The sequence below is a fragment of the uncultured Catenibacterium sp. genome (assembly GCF_900540665.1).
Lineage (GTDB): Bacteria > Bacillota_I > Bacilli_A > Erysipelotrichales > Coprobacillaceae > Catenibacterium.
On record NZ_UQGV01000036.1, the window covers coordinates 1 to 20,051 of the forward strand.

General features: G+C 33.6%; 22 protein-coding genes. 20 read left to right on the forward strand and 2 right to left on the reverse strand.

The annotated features are described in order from the left end of the window. The first annotated feature begins 34 nt into the window (after positions 1-34). The 6 genes from QZQ55_RS06040 to QZQ55_RS06065 all read left to right on the forward strand — a co-directional run bounded on the left by QZQ55_RS06040 (position 35) and on the right by QZQ55_RS06065 (position 4,780). Complete coding sequence (locus QZQ55_RS06040; protein WP_295091123.1) at positions 35-484, forward strand: hypothetical protein; 450 nt, start codon at positions 35-37, stop codon at positions 482-484. Between the two features lie 196 nt (positions 485-680). After that, entirely contained in the window at positions 681-1,616 is a 936-nt protein-coding gene (locus tag QZQ55_RS06045; protein ID WP_295091125.1) for a calcium/sodium antiporter, read from the forward strand. A 138-nt stretch (positions 1,617-1,754) separates the two neighbouring features. Beyond that, entirely contained in the window at positions 1,755-2,045 is a 291-nt protein-coding gene (locus QZQ55_RS06050) for a helix-turn-helix domain-containing protein (protein ID WP_295091127.1), read from the forward strand. 97 nt (positions 2,046-2,142) lie between these two features. Beyond that, entirely contained in the window at positions 2,143-3,372 is a 1,230-nt protein-coding gene (pnuC, locus tag QZQ55_RS06055) for a nicotinamide riboside transporter PnuC (protein WP_295091129.1), read from the forward strand. Between the two features lie 83 nt (positions 3,373-3,455). Continuing rightward, positions 3,456-4,013, forward strand: coding sequence for an elongation factor P (efp, locus tag QZQ55_RS06060; protein WP_006504282.1), 558 nt, complete (start codon positions 3,456-3,458; stop codon positions 4,011-4,013). A gap of 20 nt (positions 4,014-4,033) precedes the next feature. Beyond that, entirely contained in the window at positions 4,034-4,780 is a 747-nt protein-coding gene (locus tag QZQ55_RS06065; RefSeq protein WP_295091131.1) for an SDR family NAD(P)-dependent oxidoreductase, read from the forward strand. Positions 4,781-4,813: 33 nt separating this feature from the next. On the opposite strand, the gene QZQ55_RS06070 is transcribed toward QZQ55_RS06065, so the two are convergent. Next, complete coding sequence (locus QZQ55_RS06070; protein WP_295091133.1) at positions 4,814-6,067, reverse strand: methionine gamma-lyase family protein; 1,254 nt, start codon at positions 6,065-6,067, stop codon at positions 4,814-4,816. 102 nt (positions 6,068-6,169) lie between these two features. Between QZQ55_RS06070 and QZQ55_RS06075 the strand changes: the two genes are divergently transcribed. The 5 genes from QZQ55_RS06075 (at position 6,170) to QZQ55_RS06095 (ending at position 11,877) form a co-directional block, all read left to right on the forward strand. After that, the gene (locus tag QZQ55_RS06075) at positions 6,170-7,042 is read left to right on the forward strand and encodes a LysR family transcriptional regulator (protein WP_295091135.1); all 873 of its coding nucleotides are present in this window, start codon (positions 6,170-6,172) and stop codon (positions 7,040-7,042) included. A 91-nt stretch (positions 7,043-7,133) separates the two neighbouring features. Further along, positions 7,134-8,078 (forward strand): NmrA family NAD(P)-binding protein, encoded by a 945-nt coding sequence (locus QZQ55_RS06080; RefSeq protein ID WP_295091137.1) that lies wholly within the window; start codon positions 7,134-7,136, stop codon positions 8,076-8,078. Positions 8,079-8,181: 103 nt separating this feature from the next. After that, the gene (gene hypB, locus QZQ55_RS06085; protein WP_295091139.1) at positions 8,182-8,844 is read left to right on the forward strand and encodes a hydrogenase nickel incorporation protein HypB; all 663 of its coding nucleotides are present in this window, start codon (positions 8,182-8,184) and stop codon (positions 8,842-8,844) included. Positions 8,845-8,848: 4 nt separating this feature from the next. Next, on the forward strand, positions 8,849-11,530 hold the full coding sequence (locus QZQ55_RS06090; RefSeq protein WP_295091141.1) for an FAD-dependent oxidoreductase: 2,682 nt from the start codon (positions 8,849-8,851) through the stop codon (positions 11,528-11,530). A 2-nt stretch (positions 11,531-11,532) separates the two neighbouring features. Further along, the gene (locus tag QZQ55_RS06095) at positions 11,533-11,877 is read left to right on the forward strand and encodes a hydrogenase maturation nickel metallochaperone HypA (protein ID WP_295091143.1); all 345 of its coding nucleotides are present in this window, start codon (positions 11,533-11,535) and stop codon (positions 11,875-11,877) included. A 36-nt stretch (positions 11,878-11,913) separates the two neighbouring features. Here the strand turns inward: QZQ55_RS06095 and QZQ55_RS06100 are convergent, their stop codons facing one another. Continuing rightward, complete coding sequence (locus tag QZQ55_RS06100; protein ID WP_295091145.1) at positions 11,914-12,300, reverse strand: MerR family transcriptional regulator; 387 nt, start codon at positions 12,298-12,300, stop codon at positions 11,914-11,916. 102 nt (positions 12,301-12,402) lie between these two features. Here QZQ55_RS06100 and QZQ55_RS06105 point away from each other — a divergent pair, with 102 nt between their 5' ends. From QZQ55_RS06105 to QZQ55_RS06145, 9 genes are all read left to right on the forward strand, one after another. Beyond that, the gene (locus tag QZQ55_RS06105; RefSeq protein WP_295091148.1) at positions 12,403-13,272 is read left to right on the forward strand and encodes a DUF362 domain-containing protein; all 870 of its coding nucleotides are present in this window, start codon (positions 12,403-12,405) and stop codon (positions 13,270-13,272) included. A 173-nt stretch (positions 13,273-13,445) separates the two neighbouring features. Beyond that, positions 13,446-14,786 carry an MATE family efflux transporter gene (locus QZQ55_RS06110; protein ID WP_295091151.1) on the forward strand — a complete coding sequence of 447 codons (1,341 nt, stop codon included), beginning with the start codon at positions 13,446-13,448 and terminating at the stop codon, positions 14,784-14,786. Positions 14,787-14,809: 23 nt separating this feature from the next. Beyond that, complete coding sequence (locus QZQ55_RS06115) at positions 14,810-16,879, forward strand: SWIM zinc finger domain-containing protein (protein ID WP_295091152.1); 2,070 nt, start codon at positions 14,810-14,812, stop codon at positions 16,877-16,879. An 87-nt stretch (positions 16,880-16,966) separates the two neighbouring features. Next, on the forward strand, positions 16,967-17,128 hold the full coding sequence (locus QZQ55_RS06120; RefSeq protein ID WP_295091155.1) for a hypothetical protein: 162 nt from the start codon (positions 16,967-16,969) through the stop codon (positions 17,126-17,128). 24 nt (positions 17,129-17,152) lie between these two features. Then, a complete protein-coding gene (locus QZQ55_RS06125) occupies positions 17,153-17,464 on the forward strand; it encodes a hypothetical protein (protein ID WP_008765228.1) in 312 nt (103 codons plus the stop codon). A 33-nt stretch (positions 17,465-17,497) separates the two neighbouring features. After that, positions 17,498-17,980, forward strand: a complete 483-nt coding sequence (locus QZQ55_RS06130) for a hypothetical protein (protein ID WP_004295361.1) — start codon at positions 17,498-17,500, stop codon at positions 17,978-17,980. Beyond that, on the forward strand, positions 17,970-18,182 hold the full coding sequence (locus tag QZQ55_RS06135; RefSeq protein ID WP_004295360.1) for a hypothetical protein: 213 nt from the start codon (positions 17,970-17,972) through the stop codon (positions 18,180-18,182). Before QZQ55_RS06130 ends, QZQ55_RS06135 begins: the two co-directional genes overlap by 11 nt. A gap of 162 nt (positions 18,183-18,344) precedes the next feature. Further along, the gene (locus QZQ55_RS06140) at positions 18,345-19,502 is read left to right on the forward strand and encodes a replication initiation protein (protein WP_115474740.1); all 1,158 of its coding nucleotides are present in this window, start codon (positions 18,345-18,347) and stop codon (positions 19,500-19,502) included. A 307-nt stretch (positions 19,503-19,809) separates the two neighbouring features. Beyond that, a partial coding sequence (locus QZQ55_RS06145) for a hypothetical protein (RefSeq protein ID WP_295091157.1) occupies positions 19,810-20,051 on the forward strand: 242 nt, incomplete at its 3' end.

The window sequence follows — 20,051 nt, forward strand, 5'->3', positions numbered from 1 at the left end:
GGCGCAGAAATAATGATTAATTACAATATTAACATTGTTTCTTGTCTACTCTATTGATACTAATTTAGAGGATTATGTTGAGCTGAGAAGTCTCTTTTCTGATAAAGAATGGATCAAGGAAAGAGACTCTATAATTGAACAGCTTACTCCTGGAAGGTTCTTATGTGAAATATTAGAAACAGAGCAACTATATGAACAGCTTTTAGACGTTCTTTTTAGAAGTGACGATAAATATTTGCTGCATCAATATACTGATTTGCTTAGTGAGAAATATCCTGAACAGCTGCTTCAGATATATCGAGAAAATGTTGAAAAGCAGGCTGAATCTACTGGGAGCAGAAAGCATTATTACCAAATTGTAGAAGAGTTAAGAATCATGAAATCTATTGTCGGCGGTGATAAAGTCGTTGATGAAATCATCAAGAAATGGAAGATCCAATATAAAAACAGAAGCGCAATGATAGATGAATTAAACAGAGCATAATCCACTTCGGTGGATTTTTTACATCCTTCTTTTACATAAAATAGAGTCATCAAAGGAAAACGTAAATGAAGCAGCTAAATTAAATGATAGTTAGATATATTTCAATTGTTGGATACTATTGACTAGCAGTAGGATAAAATGTTAGATTATTAATCAGTTTATATATAAAGGAAGAGAAAAAATGATTGATACTTTGATGAAATTAGCTATATTAATTGTTGGTTTTATATTATTGATTAAAGGCGCAGATTTCTTTGTAGATGGAAGTTCTTCTGTCGCAAAAAGATTAAAAGTCCCTTCAATGATCATTGGACTTACAATTGTTGCCATGGGTACAAGCTTACCTGAATGTGCAGTCAGTGTCACTGCTTCAATGAGCAACAACAACGCTCTTGCAGTCAGCAATGTAGTAGGATCTAACTTATTTAACTTAATGGTTGTATGTGGTGTATGTACACTATTTGTACCTCTTGCAGTCTCTACAGATACATTAAAGAAAGAATTCCCATTCTCTATTATCTGTGCTGCTTTATTACTTGTATTTGGTTTAGATAATATGCTAGGTAGAGTAGATAGTGCAATCTTTATTGTATTATTTGCAGCATATTTAGGATGGATGATCCACTCAGCATTACAGGCAAGAAATAAAGCATTAAGCGAAGACGATAATGAAGAAATCAAGCTATTACCAGTATGGCAGTGTATTGTCTATATTGTTGGTGGTGCAGCTGCTATTAAATTTGGTGGAGACTTCGTTGTAGAAGGTGCTACAGCTATTGCGACAATGCTAGGCTTAAGTCAGAACTTGATTGGTTTAACTATTGTGGCTTTAGGTACAAGTCTACCTGAACTTGTGACTTCTATTGTCGCTGCTAGAAAGAATGAAATCGATATGGCTTTAGGTAACGTGATTGGTTCGAATATCTTTAATATCTTACTTGTATTAGGTATTGCCGGGGTAATTAGTCCAGTTGCCATCATTGCTGAAAATATCATTGATACATTTATTCTAATTGCAGTAAGTACTCTTGTATGGGTATTTGCATGGAAGAAGAAAGAACTTGTTAAGTGGCAGGGTATTGTGATGCTTGCTATTTATACAGCATATCTTGTTTATATTTGTATGCGTTAAGAAGGCATTGCCTTCTTTTTTTTAGTTGCTTGATAGTTGATAGCGCAACTATCAATATTAAGCTATATTTGATGTGAGGAGGGAATTCAAAATGAAAATTCAATATTAGTACTTATACCTGCACTTATTATCTGGGGTGTGATCATCTATGTCGTTTACTTACTCATTGTCGCATTAAGAAAATATATTAAGTCAAAGCCTGTACGTGAAGAAAAAGAGGAGTATGCAAAAACACTAGGAGGTGTGATTAAAAAGCACCGCATGGAATGTCAGATGACTCAGGAATTTGTGGCAGAAACACTTGGTGTATCTAGACAGGCAGTCTCTAAATGGGAAAATGGCTCTTCTGATCCAAGTACAACTAATCTTATAGCGCTTGCAAGCTTGTTTGATATTACACCTGAAGAAATGTTAAAAGAAATACGATAAACTTTACAAAAAAACCTATCATTTTAAGTGGTTATTTATTATAATTGTGAAGTATTTTTTTAAATACTGATTTTAAAATTAAAGGGGAGTTTGTAGTATGATTCAATTTTTTAAAAACAACATCGAACCTAGAAAGAAACTAAGAACAGCTGAAATTATTGTTCTCATTGCGTTAGTGTTAGGTTCAATTATTTCTCTTTGTGTAGGTCTTAAAGAAGTACATTCTGATCCTGGTAAAGTGGATTATGTACAAAGCATTGTAATGAAAAGAAATACACAGGATGAAGACTATAGTTCAGACAACACAGTATGTGATGTTACATATAGTAAAGGTGACAAACAGCTTGTTGTTTCTTATTCTTATGAAGAATATACACAGTTAAAGAATAAGACTATTACTGCTTATGAATTCAAGACAAGTAATGGAACTGACTTATACTTTGATCACAAAGATGTGAGTCAGAAAGAAGTTAAACATTCTTATAAGCAGGTAATGGCAAATAAGACTATGTACATCTTTAACCTTGCATCTTCTTTATTTATCTTAAGCTTATCATTGGCTTTAATGTTGTTATTCTCTAAACAGTTTACAACATATGAAAAGAGCTGGTTCATGTCTATCATGCTCTTAGCTACTATTTTCGCTGTTGCTTTCCCAGAAGAAAGTGCAAATGGTGTTAATGGTATTGTTATCATGTTATTGTATCTTTTAGATACATTCTTAAATATCTTATGTGAATTACTCATTTCTAAACAGTCTCGTTACAACTTCTTAGTATCTGTTGCTGTAGAAATTGCGGAAATCGCAATGTGTGTTGTATTAATGTATCGTTTTGCAACAATGGTTACTACATTATTCTTCTGGCTACCTATTGATATCATCAGTTATATCAACTGGTCTAAGCATAAAGATGAAGAAGAAGATGAATTGACAATGGTAAGAAAACTAAAAGGTTACCAAGAAGTACTTGTTATTGTAGGTATCATTGTATGGACTATCGTTGTTGGTTATTTCATCAGTGGTTTAGATATCGCAACTGATTTCTATACAAACAAGACTTTAGAAACATGGATCATTTATATTGATGCCTGCGCCTCTGCAGTAGGTATTGCGAATGGTTTATTTATCTTCTTCAGATTAAGAGAACAGTGGATTGCATGGTATATCTGTGCTGGGTTAGAAGCTATTATTAACATCTTATCTGGACAGTATGTATTATTAATTCTTAAACTTGGTTACTTCACTAATACAACTTATGGTTATATTAAATGGACTAAATATATTAGAGAACACCAGAAAACAAACGAAAAACTATCTTTATTCTAATTAAATTTCTCTATAACTTGAGAGAAAGCTATAAAACTGCTACAATAGGTTAGTAAAAATATATAGAAACAGGAGTGATTATTATGGCAATTGCTGCAGGAGATTTTAGAACTGGACTTACATTAATCGTTGATGGTGATCCTTGGGTTGTTTTAGACTTCCAACATGTAAAACCTGGTAAAGGTGCTGCTATCTTAAAGACTAAGATGAAGAACTTAAAGACTGGTTCTACACAGGACAGAAACTTCAACGCTTCAACAAAATTCGAAGCTGCTAACATTGAAAAGAAAACAGCACAGTACTCATATGAAGCTGATTCTACTTATTATTTCATGGATATGGAAACATATGATACTTATGAATTATCAGAAGAACAGATCGGATTCAATAAATATTTCATCGTAGAAGGAAGAGAAGCATCTCTTATGTTCTTTGAAGGTGATTTATTATCAGTATCTATCCCAGAAAAAGTTGAATTAACTGTTGCTAAGACAGACCCAGCTATTAAAGGTGCACCATCTAACCAGACTAAGGATGCTGTCACTAATACTGGTCTAACATTAAGAGTACCTCAGTTTATTGAAGAAGGCGAAGAAATCGTTGTCTTCTCATCTGATGGAAAATACGCAGGAAGAGCTTAATATAAGCTCTTTTTTCACATATGAATAAAGTTGTACTTGTGACTGGTGGCGCTCAGGGGATAGGGAAAGCCATCATATTAGAACTTGCGAAAAACCATTATGATGTAGTGATCAACTACCTTACTTCTAATAAAGCAGCGGTTTTATTAGAAGAAGAGATTAAAAAGAATTATGATGTACGTGTGATGACTATTCAGGCGGATGTATCAAAGGAAGAAGAAGTTGATCAGATGATTTCTCGAATAGAAGATCAATGGGGTGGTGTTGATATTCTTATTAATAATGCTGCTGTTGATTTATCCAATCTCTTTCATCTTAAGACAGCAGATGAGTTTAGAAAGACATTGGATGTCAATGTCGTAGGGGCATTTAATTGTAGTAAGCGTGTCTATAGACATATGCTTGATCAGGAATATGGACGTATTATTAATATTTCTTCTACTAATGGCATCAATACTTATTATCCAATGTGTATTGATTATGATGCCTCTAAAGCGGCATTGATCTCATTAACACATAATCTTGCCTTTGAATATGGGCCATATATTAATGTGAATGCTATCGCACCAGGATTCATTGGAACAGACAATGAACTAGATGGATATGACGAAGAATTCTTAAAAGAGGAACAGGAAAAGATTATGGTGAACCGTTATGGCAAACCAGAAGAAGTGGCTTATCTTGTGAAGTTTCTTATTAGTGATGAAGCGAATTTCATCAACAATACAATTATAAGAATAGATGGCGGTCAGAAAGGCAGCTGTTAAAAAAGGTCCTGAAATCAATCAGGACCTTTCGTGTTATTTCTTTAGGATATTTGTAAGGGCGAATAGAATAGAAAGTTTACTATATTCTAATGTCAAACCACCCTGGATATAAAGTGTATAAGGTGCAACAACAGGTGCATCTGCACTTAATTCAATTGTACTTCCAGAAGTAAATGTACCAGCAGCCATTACTTCATCATGTGGATAACCAGGCATTGGTGCAGGCATAGTGGCAACAAATGAATCAATTGGAGAACTATTCTGAATAGCCTGAGTAAACTTAACAAGGTTTTCTTCTGTACCAAGTTCTAATGTCTGAATAATATCAGTTCTTTCTTCATTATATCTTGGAGAAACATTATTAAAACCAAGTTTTTCTAACATATAAGCACTAAATACAGCACTCTTTAAAGCGTTCTTTACTGCATTAGGAGCCATAAATACACCCTTGAAGAATGTATTATTCATATTAAAGTTAGCGCCTAGATCTTTACCAATACCAGGTGCAGTTAATCTTTCAGCACACATAAAGATTAAATCTTTTCTACCTGCAATATAACCACCAGTAGGAGCAATACCTCCACCTAGGTTCTTCATTAAAGACCCTACAACGATATCAGCACCGATATGTCCTGGTTCCTTCTTTTCTACAAGTTCACCATAGCAGTTATCTACCATGATAATAACATCCTTATTGACTTCTCTGATCTTAGTAATAATACGTTCAAGTTTAGAAAGTGTTAAAGATAAACGTGAAGAATAACCCTTAGATCTCTGGATTTCTACAAGTTTAACATCATTCTTCTTTAAACGTTCTACGATTTTATCATCATCAAAATCATTATCAACTAAATCAATCTGTTCATAAGATACACCATGAGCCTTTAATGATTGACTAGATTCTCCTGAAATACCAATCATTTCCTGTAAAGAATCATAAGGTGCTCCAGATAATGAAATCATTGTATCACCATGCTTAAGTAAAGCAGATAAAGTTAAATAAAGCGCATTTGTACCACTCATGATCTGTGGTCTAACTAATGCATCTTCGCATCCAAGAATAGTTGCGAAAATAGCTTCTAGCTTATCTCTTCCTGAATCATAGCTGCCATATCCATTCATGTCCGCAAAATCAGAATAGCTGACATTATTCTCAATAAATGCAGAAAGAACTCTGTTTGAGTTATAGAAACAAACATCATCAATCTTTTCATAAATGTCTTTTAATACAACATCAGATTCATTCGCAATTTTTAATAAGTTTTCATCTATTTGTTCTAATATCATAATCTTTCTCCTTTGAATACCTGTGCTATTATACACCAAATACACCATTATTTTGAATGATTTTAATGAAAATCATGTATAATAAGAAAAAGGGTGAAGCATATGTTAGACAGAAAAATAGAGTATTTTATAGAAGTAGTAGAGAAGGGCTCTTTCTCATCGGCAGCTAGATCATTTCTTTTATCACAATCCGCTGTTTCTCAACAGATTACATTATTAGAGAACGAACTGAATATACAATTATTTGATCGAACAGGTTATAAGCCACAATTGACATCTGCTGGGAAGATATTTTATGAAGGCTGCATTAAACTCAAAGAAGAATCAGAAGAGTTATTAAGAACAATCCATGAAGAACATCAAAAGATTACAATAGGACTTACACAATTACAGCAGAATAATTCAATTATTCATATCATCAACAAATTTAAATATAATCATCCAAATGTAGAATTTGATCTTGTAGAAGGTACGTTTGAAGAAACATATACCAACTTATCGATTGAAAAAACAGATGTTGCTTTTGGATTAGAAAGTGACTTTACACACGATCCTTATATTCACTATACTTCATTATTTCAATATCAGATGGGGGTTATATGTTCTTTGAACCATCCTTTTTCTCGTAAGAAGTATATCACAATAGATGAGTTAAAGAATGAATCCTTCATAGTTATGTCTAAGAAGTTAGGAAGAATATTCTATAAGGATTTCTTAAATGCATGTAAACAGGATGGCTATAAACCTCATATCGTAAAAGAGGTTGATTCCTTTGAAGACTTTATTGTTCAAGTGTCTTTAGGTAAAGGAATAGGAATCTGTTCTATGGATGTTAATAATAATGCACTAGTTAAGGCTATACCTATTTCTAAAACACATCATCACAATGACTGTGTCATTGCTTATAAAGACAATGTTTCATCTATATGTCAGCAGTTCATTGATGAAGCAATTCATTACTTTAAAACTCTATAAGTTTAACTTATAGAGCTCTCTTGTTTTTTCATCACTATGATTTTTCAATGATCCTTGTTAATATAATAACAAGAAAAGAGGGCGAACAAAGATGAAAAAAATATTATTAAATGGTGTTGATGGTAATTTCGGCAGCAAGGCTGCAAAGGTTCTTTTAGAAAAGTGGCCACATGAAGATTTAATTTTTGCGGCTCCTAGTGAAAAAGGATTAGAAAAGTATGCTGACATTGATGTAGAAAAGAGAGTGGCAGATTTCAACAATCCTGAAGGATTGGTACAGGCTTTTACTGGTGTAGATACTATGGTTCTTATTTCTATGCCTTTTGTAGGACCAAAAAGAAGAAAGGCACAGCAAACTGCATTAGATGCAGCTGTGAAAGCAGGGGTAAATAAAGTTGTTTATACTTCAATTGTAGGTGCAGGTGAAAAGGATATTGATACATATGAAGTGAATGACCATGTGTGGTTTGAAGCCTATGTAAAAGAGCAGCCTATTCATTATCTATTCTTAAGAGACTCACAGTATGCAGAAGCAATGATTTCTAGCTATGTGAACGCTTATGAGAATACAGATAATGAACTTGCAATTAATATGGGTAATGGAAAGATGGCTTTTGTTTCTAGAGATGATTGTGCTCTTGCATGCGCATATGCCGCTATGAGTGATTTAGAAGATCAGGTGATCGACATCAATGGACCAGAACTGCTTACTGTTGGTCAGTATGTCCAGATTGCGAATGAAGTCACTGGTCATAACGTAAAGTATGTCGAAATCACTGATGAACAAATGTATGCATTCTTTGATTCTATTGGTGTTCCAAGAACTACAGAAGATATGTGGGCACAGACAGCGAGTAACTTCCCATTCTGTTCAGATGGTATGGTGACATTTGGACGCGCCATTCGTTTAGGTCAGATGTCTACATTCACAAATGATTTTGAAAAATTAACAGGACAGAAACCTATGACGGTTAGAGAAATGTTTGAAGATATGGAAAATCATTTGATTGGTTCAAGAACATCTACTGAAGATTAACTGTAAGCATTCCTTACAGTTTTTTTATTTTGTCAGATGTTTGTTTTGTTCTGTTTACTCTGTTCAAGAAATCTATTAGAATATCAATGAAAGGGGTTTACATATGTATAAGGTTATAGAAGTAAAACAGAGTATATTTGAAGATAATAATAAGGATGCCGATTTATTAAGAAAGGAATGCAAAAAGAAGGGTGTTTTCTTACTTAATATCATGTCTAGTCCAGGTTCAGGGAAGACAACCACATTATCACGTACTATTGAAACAATCAAAGATGAAGTGAATATTGGTGTTATGGAAGCAGATATTGATAGTGATGTGGATGCGCACACTATTAGCCAGTATGGTGTACGTACAATACAATTACACACAGGAGGCATGTGTCACTTGGATGCGGATATGACAAGACAGGGATTACATGAATTAGGAATGGAAAATCTAGATCTTGCAGTATTAGAAAATGTAGGAAATTTGGTATGTCCTGCGGAATTTGATACAGGTTCCTCTTTAAATATTGCGATATTGAGTGTGCCAGAAGGGGATGATAAGCCTTTAAAGTATCCGCTTATGTTTGAAGTATGTGATGTAGTACTTATTAATAAAGTGGATGTTCTTCCTTACTTTGATTTCGATATAGAAAAGTGTAAAGAGAATATTCATTATCGTAATAAGAATGCAAAGGTGTTTGAAATATGTGCAAAAAGCGGAGAAGGAGTCAAGTCTTGGTGTGATTACCTTTTAACACGTATAAGAGAATGGAAGGTATAAAACAATGGCCTATAGAGATAATATTGATAGACTTGCAAGACGTATTACAGACCGAATACCAGTGAAGTTCAAGAAACTTAAAGAGGATGATCCTGAATACAAATGTTTAAGTGAAATCTTGAATGATGAACAATGTAATTTATGTTTATTTTTTGAAGTACGCAAACCTATGTCTTTTGAAGAAATTCTTAAAAGAACAGGTTGGGAAGAAGAACGTGTTGAACGTGTATTAAAAGAAGTATGTGATATAGGGATGATTGAATATAACTGGGAAAATGAAGATCATCATAAACAATATGTGATACCTCAGTTTGTCCCTGGTTCTGCAGAATTCATGGTGATGAATAATGATTTAGTCAAAGAACATCCAGTTGTGACTGATTTCTTCGAACAGATGACAAGATTACCACTAGAAAAGGTGACTCCAATGGTGCCTCCAGGAGGGGCTGGTATTGGAATGCATGTTATTCCAGTAGAAAAATCTATTGAAGCCAATCAGGAAGCAGTGTCTGTAGAAAAGATTTCTCATTGGTTGAATAAGTATGATAAGTATGCTTTATCTCCATGTTCATGTCGTAGACAACAAAGAGTTCGAGGAGAAGGGACAGGTGATATTGAAGTCGATGTATGTATTGCGGTTGGTGATATGGCTGATTATGTTGTAGAGACAAATAAAGGTGGTCATTACTGTACTTATGAAGACGTTATTGAAACATTAGAAAGATGTGAAAGAAAAGGCTATGTTCATCAGATTACAAATATTGACGGTGAAGATAAGATTTTTGCGATTTGTAACTGTGCAGCAGGTGTATGTAATGCATTAAGAACAAGTCAGCTCTTTAATACACCAAATATGTCTGCAAGTGCATATCGTGCACATGTGGATGTCAGCAAGTGTGTAGCCTGTGGTAAGTGTGTAGAAGTATGTCCAGTAGGAGCTGCAAAGCTTGGTCAGAAACTTTGTACAAAACAGGGACCTATTGAATACCCACAGGTGGAATTACCAGATATGATTAAATGGGGACAGGACCATTGGAATCCTGATTTTAGAGATACAGCCAAAATTAATTGTCATGAAACAGGAACTGCTCCTTGTAAAACAGCTTGTCCTGCTCATCTTCCTGTACAGGGCTATATCAAGATGGCTAGTGTTGGACGTTACATGGATGCTTTAAAGCTTATTAAAGACTTTAATCCATTCCCTGCCGTATGTGGTTCTATCTGTAATAGAAGATGTGAACAGGAATGTACACGTGGATTATTAGATGCCCCTCTCGCAATTGATGAAATCAAGAAGTTCATTGCAGAAAGAGAACTCAATGAGGAAGAACGCTATATCCCATTATGTGAAAATGAAGAGGGTGGATTCTATTTTAATAAGATGGCTATTATTGGTGCAGGTCCTGCTGGTATGAGTGCTGCTTATTATTTAAGAATCAAGGGTTATCCTGTCACTGTCTTTGAAAAAGAAGAAAAACCAGGTGGTATGCTTCGTTATGGTATTCCATCATTTAGATTAGAAAAAGATGTCATTGATGCAGAAATAGAAGTACTTAAGGCAATGGGCGTTGAATTTAGATGTGGTGTAGAAATCGGTAAAGATATCACTATTGATGGATTACGTGAAGAAGGCTATGAAGCCATCTATCTTGCGATTGGTGCACAAGGTGGTAAGAACTTAAATATCTCTGGAATGAATGAAGAGTATGTTATGACAGGTGTTGATTTCTTAAGAGAAGTCAATAGAGAAGAAAGTAAAGATATGCTTAGTGGTCATGTGGTTGTCATTGGTGGTGGTAACGTGGCTATGGATGTGGCAAGAAGTGCTTTAAGAAGTGGTGCAGCGTCTGTTGACTTATTCTGTTTAGAATCAGAAAAAGATATGCCTGCTAGCCCTGATGAAGTAGAAGTAGCCATTCATGAAGGTATTACTATGCATTGTGGATGGGGTCCTCAGGAAATCAAGGATCATACAATTATATTAAAGAAATGTATCTCTTTAAGAGATGAAACAAGTGCTTTTAATCCATCTTATGATGAAACTCAGACAGAAAGTTATTCATGTGATTATGTCTTATTATCTGTAGGACAGGATATTATTCCTGTAGAAGGATTAGATATCAATACAAATCCAAATGGTACAATTCAAGCAGATGCCATTACTTTACAGACTTCTGTAGAAGATATCTTTACAGGAGGAGATGTCTATACAGGTCCTCGCTTTGCGATTGATGCGATTGCACAGGGTAAAGAAGCTGCTGAATCAATGCATCGTTACGTCCATAAAGGTCATTCTTTAACTCTAGGTAGAGACTTACACCAGTTTACTCAGCTTGATAAGGACGATATTTTAATTACTTTAGACTTTGATCATTCAAAGAGACAGATTCCAGGTACTAAACAGGGTCTTGCGACAGAAACATTTAGAGACTTACGTTCTACATTTACGTCTGAACAGGTACAAACAGAAGCAAAACGCTGTCTTGGATGTGGTACAAGTGTAGTAGATCCTAATAAATGTATTGGATGTGGTCTATGTACAACTAAATGTGAATTTGATGCAATCAAGCTTACACGAGATATTCCAGAAGGAAGCAATATGGTAAGATCAGAAGATAAGTTGAAGGTCATTCTTCCTTATGCTGCAAAAAGACAGATTAAGATCTTACGTAATAAGAAGAAATAAAGATGCATGAATTAGGTATTGTCGTACATATTGTCAGAACATTAGAAGATGTCGCACAGGAAAACAGCCTCACAGATATACGCAAGGTCACTTTACAAATAGGCAGGGTCAGTGGTATTGAACCAGACTATTTAGTAGACTGCTGGGAATATTATAAGAAGAAAGTGTCATTGCTAAAGTATTCAACACTTGATTATGAATGGATTGAAGCTATTACAATCTGTCATAACTGTCAAAATACTTATTCTACAATCGATTATGGCAGAGAATGTCCTTATTGTCATAGTGGGAATACTGTTTTACTGCAAGGCAATGAATGTTTAATTAAAGAAATAGAAGGAGAATAACTCCATACAAAAAATCCTCTCTGTAATACGAGAGGATTATTTTTTATGAATCTCTTCTGTGCCTGCTTTTATGGCAGTTTCATAATACCAGAGTTTATGATCAATTGTTTCTAATTGTTTTTCTAATTGACGCATTTCTTCTAATACAATCTCTTTTCTTCTTACAAAGAGTTGATAACGTTCTTCTAATGATTCATCACCACGTTTAACCATTTCTACATATTGTTGCATTTCAGAAATACTCATACCTGTATTCTTGAAACATTCAATAATACGCAGCATAGAAATATCTTTTTCTTTAAAGATACGATATCCTGATTCATTCTTTTCTAAGAAAGGAATAAGTCCCATCTTATCATAATAACGAATAGTAGAAACAGGTAAAGACATCATTTCTGATACTTGTTTAATTGTATAAGCCATCTAATCACCTCAGTAAAAGTATAAAAAATAATATAACGTTTTTCAATATCTCTTGACCTTAAACTTTAGTTTAACGTTATAATTTTTTCAGAGGTGATATAAGTGAAATCAAAAGTATTATTTACACGTATAATTTCTCCGGAAATGGTTCTTACTATGTATGAAAAGTTAGGAAAAGAATTAACAGGTCATATTGCGATTAAGTTACATTCAGGAGAAGAAGGAAATCAGAATTTCTTAAAACCTGAGTTCTGGGCTCCTATAATCAGACATCTTGATGGGACAGTTGTAGAATGTAATACAGCTTATGAAGGATCAAGAAATACAACAGAAAAACATCTCAAGACAATTGAAAAACATGGATGGTCTCGTTATTTTGATGTTGACTTATTAGATGCAGAAGGACCAGATCTTGTATTAAGTATTCCAAATGGTAAAGTGATTCAAAAAAACTATGTCGGCAAAGATATTGCAAATTATAATGGTATGCTTGTCTTGTCTCATTTTAAAGGACATCCAATGGGAGGATATGGAGGTGCTTTAAAGCAGCTTTCTATTGGTTGTGCATCTTCTTATGGCAAAGCGTATATACATGGGGCAGGAGTTCCAGAAGATATGTGGACAGCAAATCATGATTTATTCTTAGAATCTATGGCTGATGCTGCATCATCTGTTCATGATTATTTTAAAGACAATATTGTATATATCAATGTGATGAAGAATATGTCAGTCGATTGTGACTGCTGTGCAGTGGCAGAAGATCCATGTATGAAAGATATTGGTATTTTGATTTCTACCGATCCTATTGCTATTGATCAGGCATGTTTGGACCTTGTCTATGCTTCAGATGATCCAGGTAAAGAACATCTTATTGAACGTATTGAATCAAGAAATGGTGTTCATACTATTGAAGCAGCAGAAGCATTAGGATATGGTTCTAGAGATTATGAACTTATAGAAATCGAGTCATGACAAAGTCACTATATATCTTCCTGTAAATGTGTGACTATTATTGCTGAGATAAAATAAAAATATAGGTAAAAGACAACAAATGGGCGTTGGAAAACCTATATTTTTTTATTGACTTTTGCAATTACATAGTATATAACCTAATGATACTATTCAGATTACAAAGGGGGACTTATATGGAAAATAACGTTACATCAGGAAATATATTAAAACATATCGCATTTTTTGCGATTCCATATCTTTTATCTTATTTCTTACAGATACTCTATGGTATGGCTGATCTATTTATAGTGGGGCAGTTTAATGCGGTAGATGGTATTACAGCTGTTTCTAATGGGAGTCAGGTCATGCATATGTTGACAGCGATTCTTGTAGGACTGGCTATGGGGGTTACTGTTTCTATTAGTCATGCAGTTGGCGCTGAGAATCATACATTAGTAGAAAGAACGATAGGTAATACGATTACACTCTTTGCATGTATTTCTATTGTTTCTACTTTTTTATTGCTTATTTTTGTAAAACCACTTGTCGTGTTACTCAATGTTCCACAAGAAGCAATGACAGGAACTGTGCAATATCTTGTCATATGTTTTATAGGAATTCCTTTCATCACCGCCTATAACATCATCAGTTCTATATACAGAGGCTTAGGCGATTCTAAAAGCCCGATGTATATTATTGCGATTGCCTGTTTATTAAATATTGTCTTAGACTATATCTTTATTGGTTTATTTCATATGGGACCAATAGGGGCAGCACTTGGAACCACTGTGTCACAAAGCGTGAGTGTTATTATCGCACTTATCTCAATGAAATATCGTACTTCTGACATTCATATCAAAAAAGAAGACCTTTGTCTTCAATCTCAAGTATTTAAACAGATTCTAAAAGTAGGCTTTCCTGTCGCAATACAGGATGGATGTATTCAGATTGCTTTTATAATCATTACTATTATTGCGAATAGCCGTGGATTAAATGATGCCGCTGCAGTAGGTATTGTAGAAAAGGTGATCACTGCCATCTTTGTTATTCCTTCTACAATGCTTGCGACTGTATCAGCTTTATCTGCACAAAATATCGGTGCCAAAGACTACGGACGTGCTCGTACAGTATTAAAATATGCGGTTATAATTACTACTCTTTATGGAATCATTGTTGCTTTGATTGTAGAATGTGCTGCACCTACACTTCTTGGCTTATTTACTAAAGATACTATAGTAATCTTACTAGGTGTCCAATATATCAGTTCTTATATTATTGATACAATATTTGCAGGGATTCACTTTTGCTTTAGTGGTTATTTTGCAGCAGATGGAAAGAGTTATATTGGCTTTATTCACAATATTATTGCTATTTCATTAGTCAGAGTACCAGGTTCTTATATTGCCTCTCATATGTATCCTCATAATTTATTCCCAATGGGACTTGCAGCTCCTTTAGGATCATTATTATCAGTGATTATTTGTTTAATCGCATATCGTATATTGAAGAAGAAAGATGAATTAAGTGTGCTATAATTGACTATAAGAGAGGTACATTTATGGATAAAATAAGATGGAATCAATTGTTCACTCCTAGAACATTAAAAAGAGGATATGAACTGTACCAAAGTGGTGCAGTAGAAGACATTCAACATAATGAATATGCAATCAAAGGAAGCATATTTGACGATGATGACTATTACTCTATTGTTTATTTACGTGATGGAATGATAGAAGATATGGATTGCAGCTGTGAAAATGAAGATGAATATTGTGAACATATTGCAGCACTTCTTTATGCCTATGATCCTAAACAGACATATCAGTTCCATGATTTTCAAGAAGCCGATACTGATGAAAAGTATAAATCTGTAATCAGAGATATTATTACAGAGAGTGGAAGCTATAAACAGATGATCAATAAACTCATTTCCTATAAACGTTCAATTCTTCCTACAATAACCGAAGACTCTCTTGCATCACTTAATTTGGTGTTTGAAACATTTTATCTCATTTCATCTATTCCTGAAGAAAAAGATGATATCTTAGAAGAACTTAAGAATGATTTAAAAATAATCGTTTCCTGCAGTCATAATAAGAAGACTTTATTAGATGTATTTGAAAGAGAGTACCATTTCCATAAGTATGAGAAAGAAGATGAAGAATATCTCACTGAAGTCTTTCTAGAGTGTTTTAATGAAACAGAATTATATGAAGACAAGTACCGCATAGTGAATCATATGATTCTAGGTAGTGATGCTTTGAAAGATAACTGGGTTGGACGTATGCAATACTCTCGCTGGATAAGCATAGGATTAAAGATGATGCAGGAAGCACATCAATCCCATCAGGACATTCTTCATTTCCTTGATACATATCATAATTATCCACCTGTATTTATTCGATATGCGAATGCATGTTTAGAAAATAGAAATAATAATAAAGCTCTTGAAGTCGTTGAACTTGGATTAAAGTATCATCAAGAAGATGAAGATTTACTTAAGATGAAAAAGGAGATTTCACCTTGTTTAAATCTTAATATGATAGATTGGGCAGACCAGTTTACGGATGTCATCTTAAAACGTGGTTATGATTACTTTTATAAAAAGAAGATCAAGAAGCTTTATCAGGAGCCTTATGGTATTGCGGCTGTAGTAGAAGGATCAGATGATTATCATGTTACTATAGATTTAAAGGATAAACAGGTCACTGGTATGTATTGTGATTGTCCATATGCCAATAAAGGACATCATTGTAAGCATATGGCAGCTGTACTTCTTGCATGTAGTGAATATGAAAATTATGATGATATCAAAGAAAAACTAGATATCAAGTTTATAAAAGAACTTAAAGAACGTATTCATACACTTCCAAGAGATCAATTAGAACAGCTCCTGTTTAATGAAATGAGATTCAATGAGTCTTTACAGCAACACTTTATTGATCTTATTGAAACAACTACAATTCAAGATAAATACTTAGACTATCTAGTAGAACTGATAGATGATAATGAAGATCATATACCAACACTTTTAAAGAAATTGAAAAAGTATCTTCGTATCTCTTTAAGTAAACTTATATCAATACGTGATTACCAGACAGCACATGCGCTTATTGCCTGCACACTAAGTAAAGTCACATGTTTAGATCCGAAGAAAGAAGTCTATGAATTCCTTACAGATATCCATGAGTATTTGAGACAACTTATAAAGATCTATCCTTCTAGTGAAGAAGCCTTTAATGCAGTGAAGGAACTTTATAGTGACTGCTGTATGCCATTTTATGAAGGTGTGATTGATCCAGTACTCTTAAATGATTTTGATAGTAAGCAGTTCTATGATTTGAAGTTCAATCTTATTCATCAGAAGATTCTCTATTCATCTATTTATGATGACAGAGAACTCCAAAAGCTTATTTATGAACGTTGGACAAAATATGGTTTGGATTTACTTATAGAATCAGGTAAAGAAGAATCAGTGATTCTTGATTATTTAAGTCAGTATGCAGATAGTGAAGCAGTACAAGTCAATTATGTTGATTACTATGTAAGAAAAGGTGACTATCAGAAAGCACTTGATATTTTAGATGAGCATACAGGTGAGGCTTATGAAGTAAAAAAACAAGAATAATCCTCAAATCGATATATAAATAAACGAATTATGAATGAAAGAACAATCCAAATAGACGTAATTGGAAAAATAGAAGGTACTCAATTTATGAAGTGTAAGCTATATACAAATGAAAATATTGTCATTATCATGATGAATGAATTTGATTATGAACGGTTGAAAGAAGAAGGAATCTTCATAAGAGATGGCAAAAGTCGAGATTCAGCCGGGGTGTTGAATACAACCAATACTTTCATCGAAAAAAATTAATACTCAAAACAAAAAAGAATGATTATGGATAAAAAAGAAAAGAATTTTGCCACATACAAAGAATTTGCAAAGATGCTTCGGGAAGTGGCAAACATATACTCTAAACTGGGTGACGAACCATTGTTGAAAGAAGGATATGAGTATAACGCCATTAGAGATGCTGTTCAGTATGTAACGAACAAACACGATTTTGGTTACTTTATACAGCCTTGGAAGGATGAGTTTCTACGTATGCCTTTTGATGTGACGAAGCGAAAAAAATGGGCTGATTATGTGGCTGAATGCCATGCTACAGGAAAGGAAATAGATTACGATAATTATGATTGGGATAAATGACCATAATTTTTCGAATAGTGTGAAAGGGAATAGATGTCATATAATCAAAATATAGATAGAATGTTTATTGAATATAAGGTATATCGTAGGGTGTCAGATTTGAAGCCTTTTATATCTAGGGATGAACTTCCTTCTTGTCAGATGATTGGAAAAAAAAAGTTTGTAGGAAAAAAAGCAAAAATGGAGGCTGTTTATAGACTTACAGGGAAACGTTTGCCAGAAGACTATACAACAGAGCAGGTAAACAATTATCTTACGGTAGAGCTTTTTAATACGTCTTTATGGCATAAGTATAGAAAGATTTACAATGAAGTTTCCAATGAAAAAGAAATTGTTGTTGAGAACTATAGTTATCAATATACATTAGTTGTAGAATTAGCAAATAAATCGAATTTATCATTGGATGAAGGAAAAATCGTACATTTTGTTATGTGCGAACTGTTAGGAAATCCTTGTGAAACGTATAAAGGGATGAAAAACCCTATAATTTCTTTACGAAAAGATTATGATAGATAAAGCAAAAACATTAGATGAATGCTTTAAGGAACTAATTCTTAAAAGAGGTTGGTCTAAAAATAGTCCATATGACCGCCGAACTGCATCAAGGCATAAAAAGCAATTCCTTGAAGGAACGTTGCCCGATGAATTTAAAAGAGTATATTTGCAAAGTGCTGGTTATACAATAGTGCAGCCGGAGCTTTGGCGACAGGAATTATAAAACAAAGAAAATGGACTGGAGGAACATAATAAGAAATCTATTAGAAATTATCATTGCTATTTTTAGAATGATTTTCATAGGGCTATTTTATATAGCCAAGTTTATGTTTGTGTTCTTTATTCTACTTTTTTTTGGAGTATTAATCAGTCAAAATAATAAGCGATGGTAAATAGAGAAATAAAAGCCCGAAAACGTGCGGTGAAAGAAGAAAAAGAAGAAATAGACGGTGAGATTGTTAGAATTAGGAAAGGGCATCCTCGTACAAATCTTCCTGTGAAACTCCCAGAAAATCCCACATGGCTGAAACAACCTAATGTAGTTACATTAATGGCTGGTGATTTTAAGACAGTACAGATTAGAATCTTAATTGCTGTTATAGAGAAATTACAGAATGTCATAGAATTAAGTATTCAGCATCTAGATAAATATGGTACATCTATTCCATGCGAGCAATTATCCTTATTTCAAGAATATTCAGACCGTATAAGAGTAGATATTGCATATCGGGATTTGGGCGTTAATCCAGACCAATACAAGGAAGTAAAAAGCATGGTTCGTAAATTAATCAGTATTCCTGTAGAGTTTGATGTTAAAGACCCAATAACAGGTGAGGAAAGTTGGTCTATTACTGGTTTATTCACTAAGGCAAATATACCTAAAACTCCTTATTCAAGAGGTTTTTCTTTAGAAATGGACAGAGAGGTTGCTAAAGTTTTCATTAATGTTGATAGAGGTTTTACACGCTATATAAAAGAGATAGCTTTAAGAGCGCAAAGTAGATATACAATAAGAATGTATATGCTGATTAGCTCATGGAAAGAAAAAGGTGGTTTTTCTATTTATGTGGATAGATTTCGGAAATTCTTAAAATTAGAAGATAAATACCCCGAATTTAAAGATTTGTATAAACGTGTAATACGCCCTGTTTACGATGATTTGTTTGAACAGGCTGATTGCTGGTTTGAAATGGCAGAAGTTTATCGTAATTCAGGCGATACACAGCCTTATAAACTTAATTTCAAAGTTATTAAGTCTGCATTATCAAAGAAGGAAGAAGAACTATTAAAAGGACAAAAGAAGATGATAACGAATTTTTGTTCATTGCACTTTGCAATGAAGGACGAACATTTGCAGCAGTTTATTCCACAGATTACATTAAGCAACTATAAAGCTGTAGTAACTAAGATGCTTTATCTAGGCGAATATGTTAGAGATAACTGGAATAAAATTTCAAATAAAGCAGAATATTGTTTATCCGTATTATTAAAAGAGGTAGAAATACTCCCCGGAATGATTGGAGAAGAAAAAGAAAATGAATAAAAGTTGGGTTTTTGTCCCTAAGTGGGGTCTAAAAGTTGGGTTTTTGTCCCTAAGAAGTTGGGTTTTTGTCCCTAAGAAGTTGGGTTTTTGTCCCTAATTTTTTACTGTTATTTGTTGTTTTTCAAATGGTTACCATTCCATTTTTAAGGGTACTACCATCACTAGCTGATAAAAAAAACCTGATAATCATACCAAACGTAAAAAAGGAACTTTTCTTATTACATAAACCCATAAAAAAGGAACTTTTCTCATAATCTTAACACAAACTTTAGGGAAAAGAACATCTATTAACAAAAAAAGACGCTATATGATACAACTAATCAATCAAAAGTTGGGTTTTTGTCCCTATCTAAAAAAAGCATATTTTAAAAAGTTGGGTTTTTGTCCCTATCTAAAAAAAGCATATTTTAAAAAGTTGGGTTTTTGTCCCTATCTAAAAAAAGCATATTTTAAAAAGTTGGGTTTTTGTCCCTATCTAAAAAAAGCATATTTTAAAAAGTTGGGTTTTTGTCCCTATCTAAAAAAAGCATATTTTAAAAAGTTGGGTTT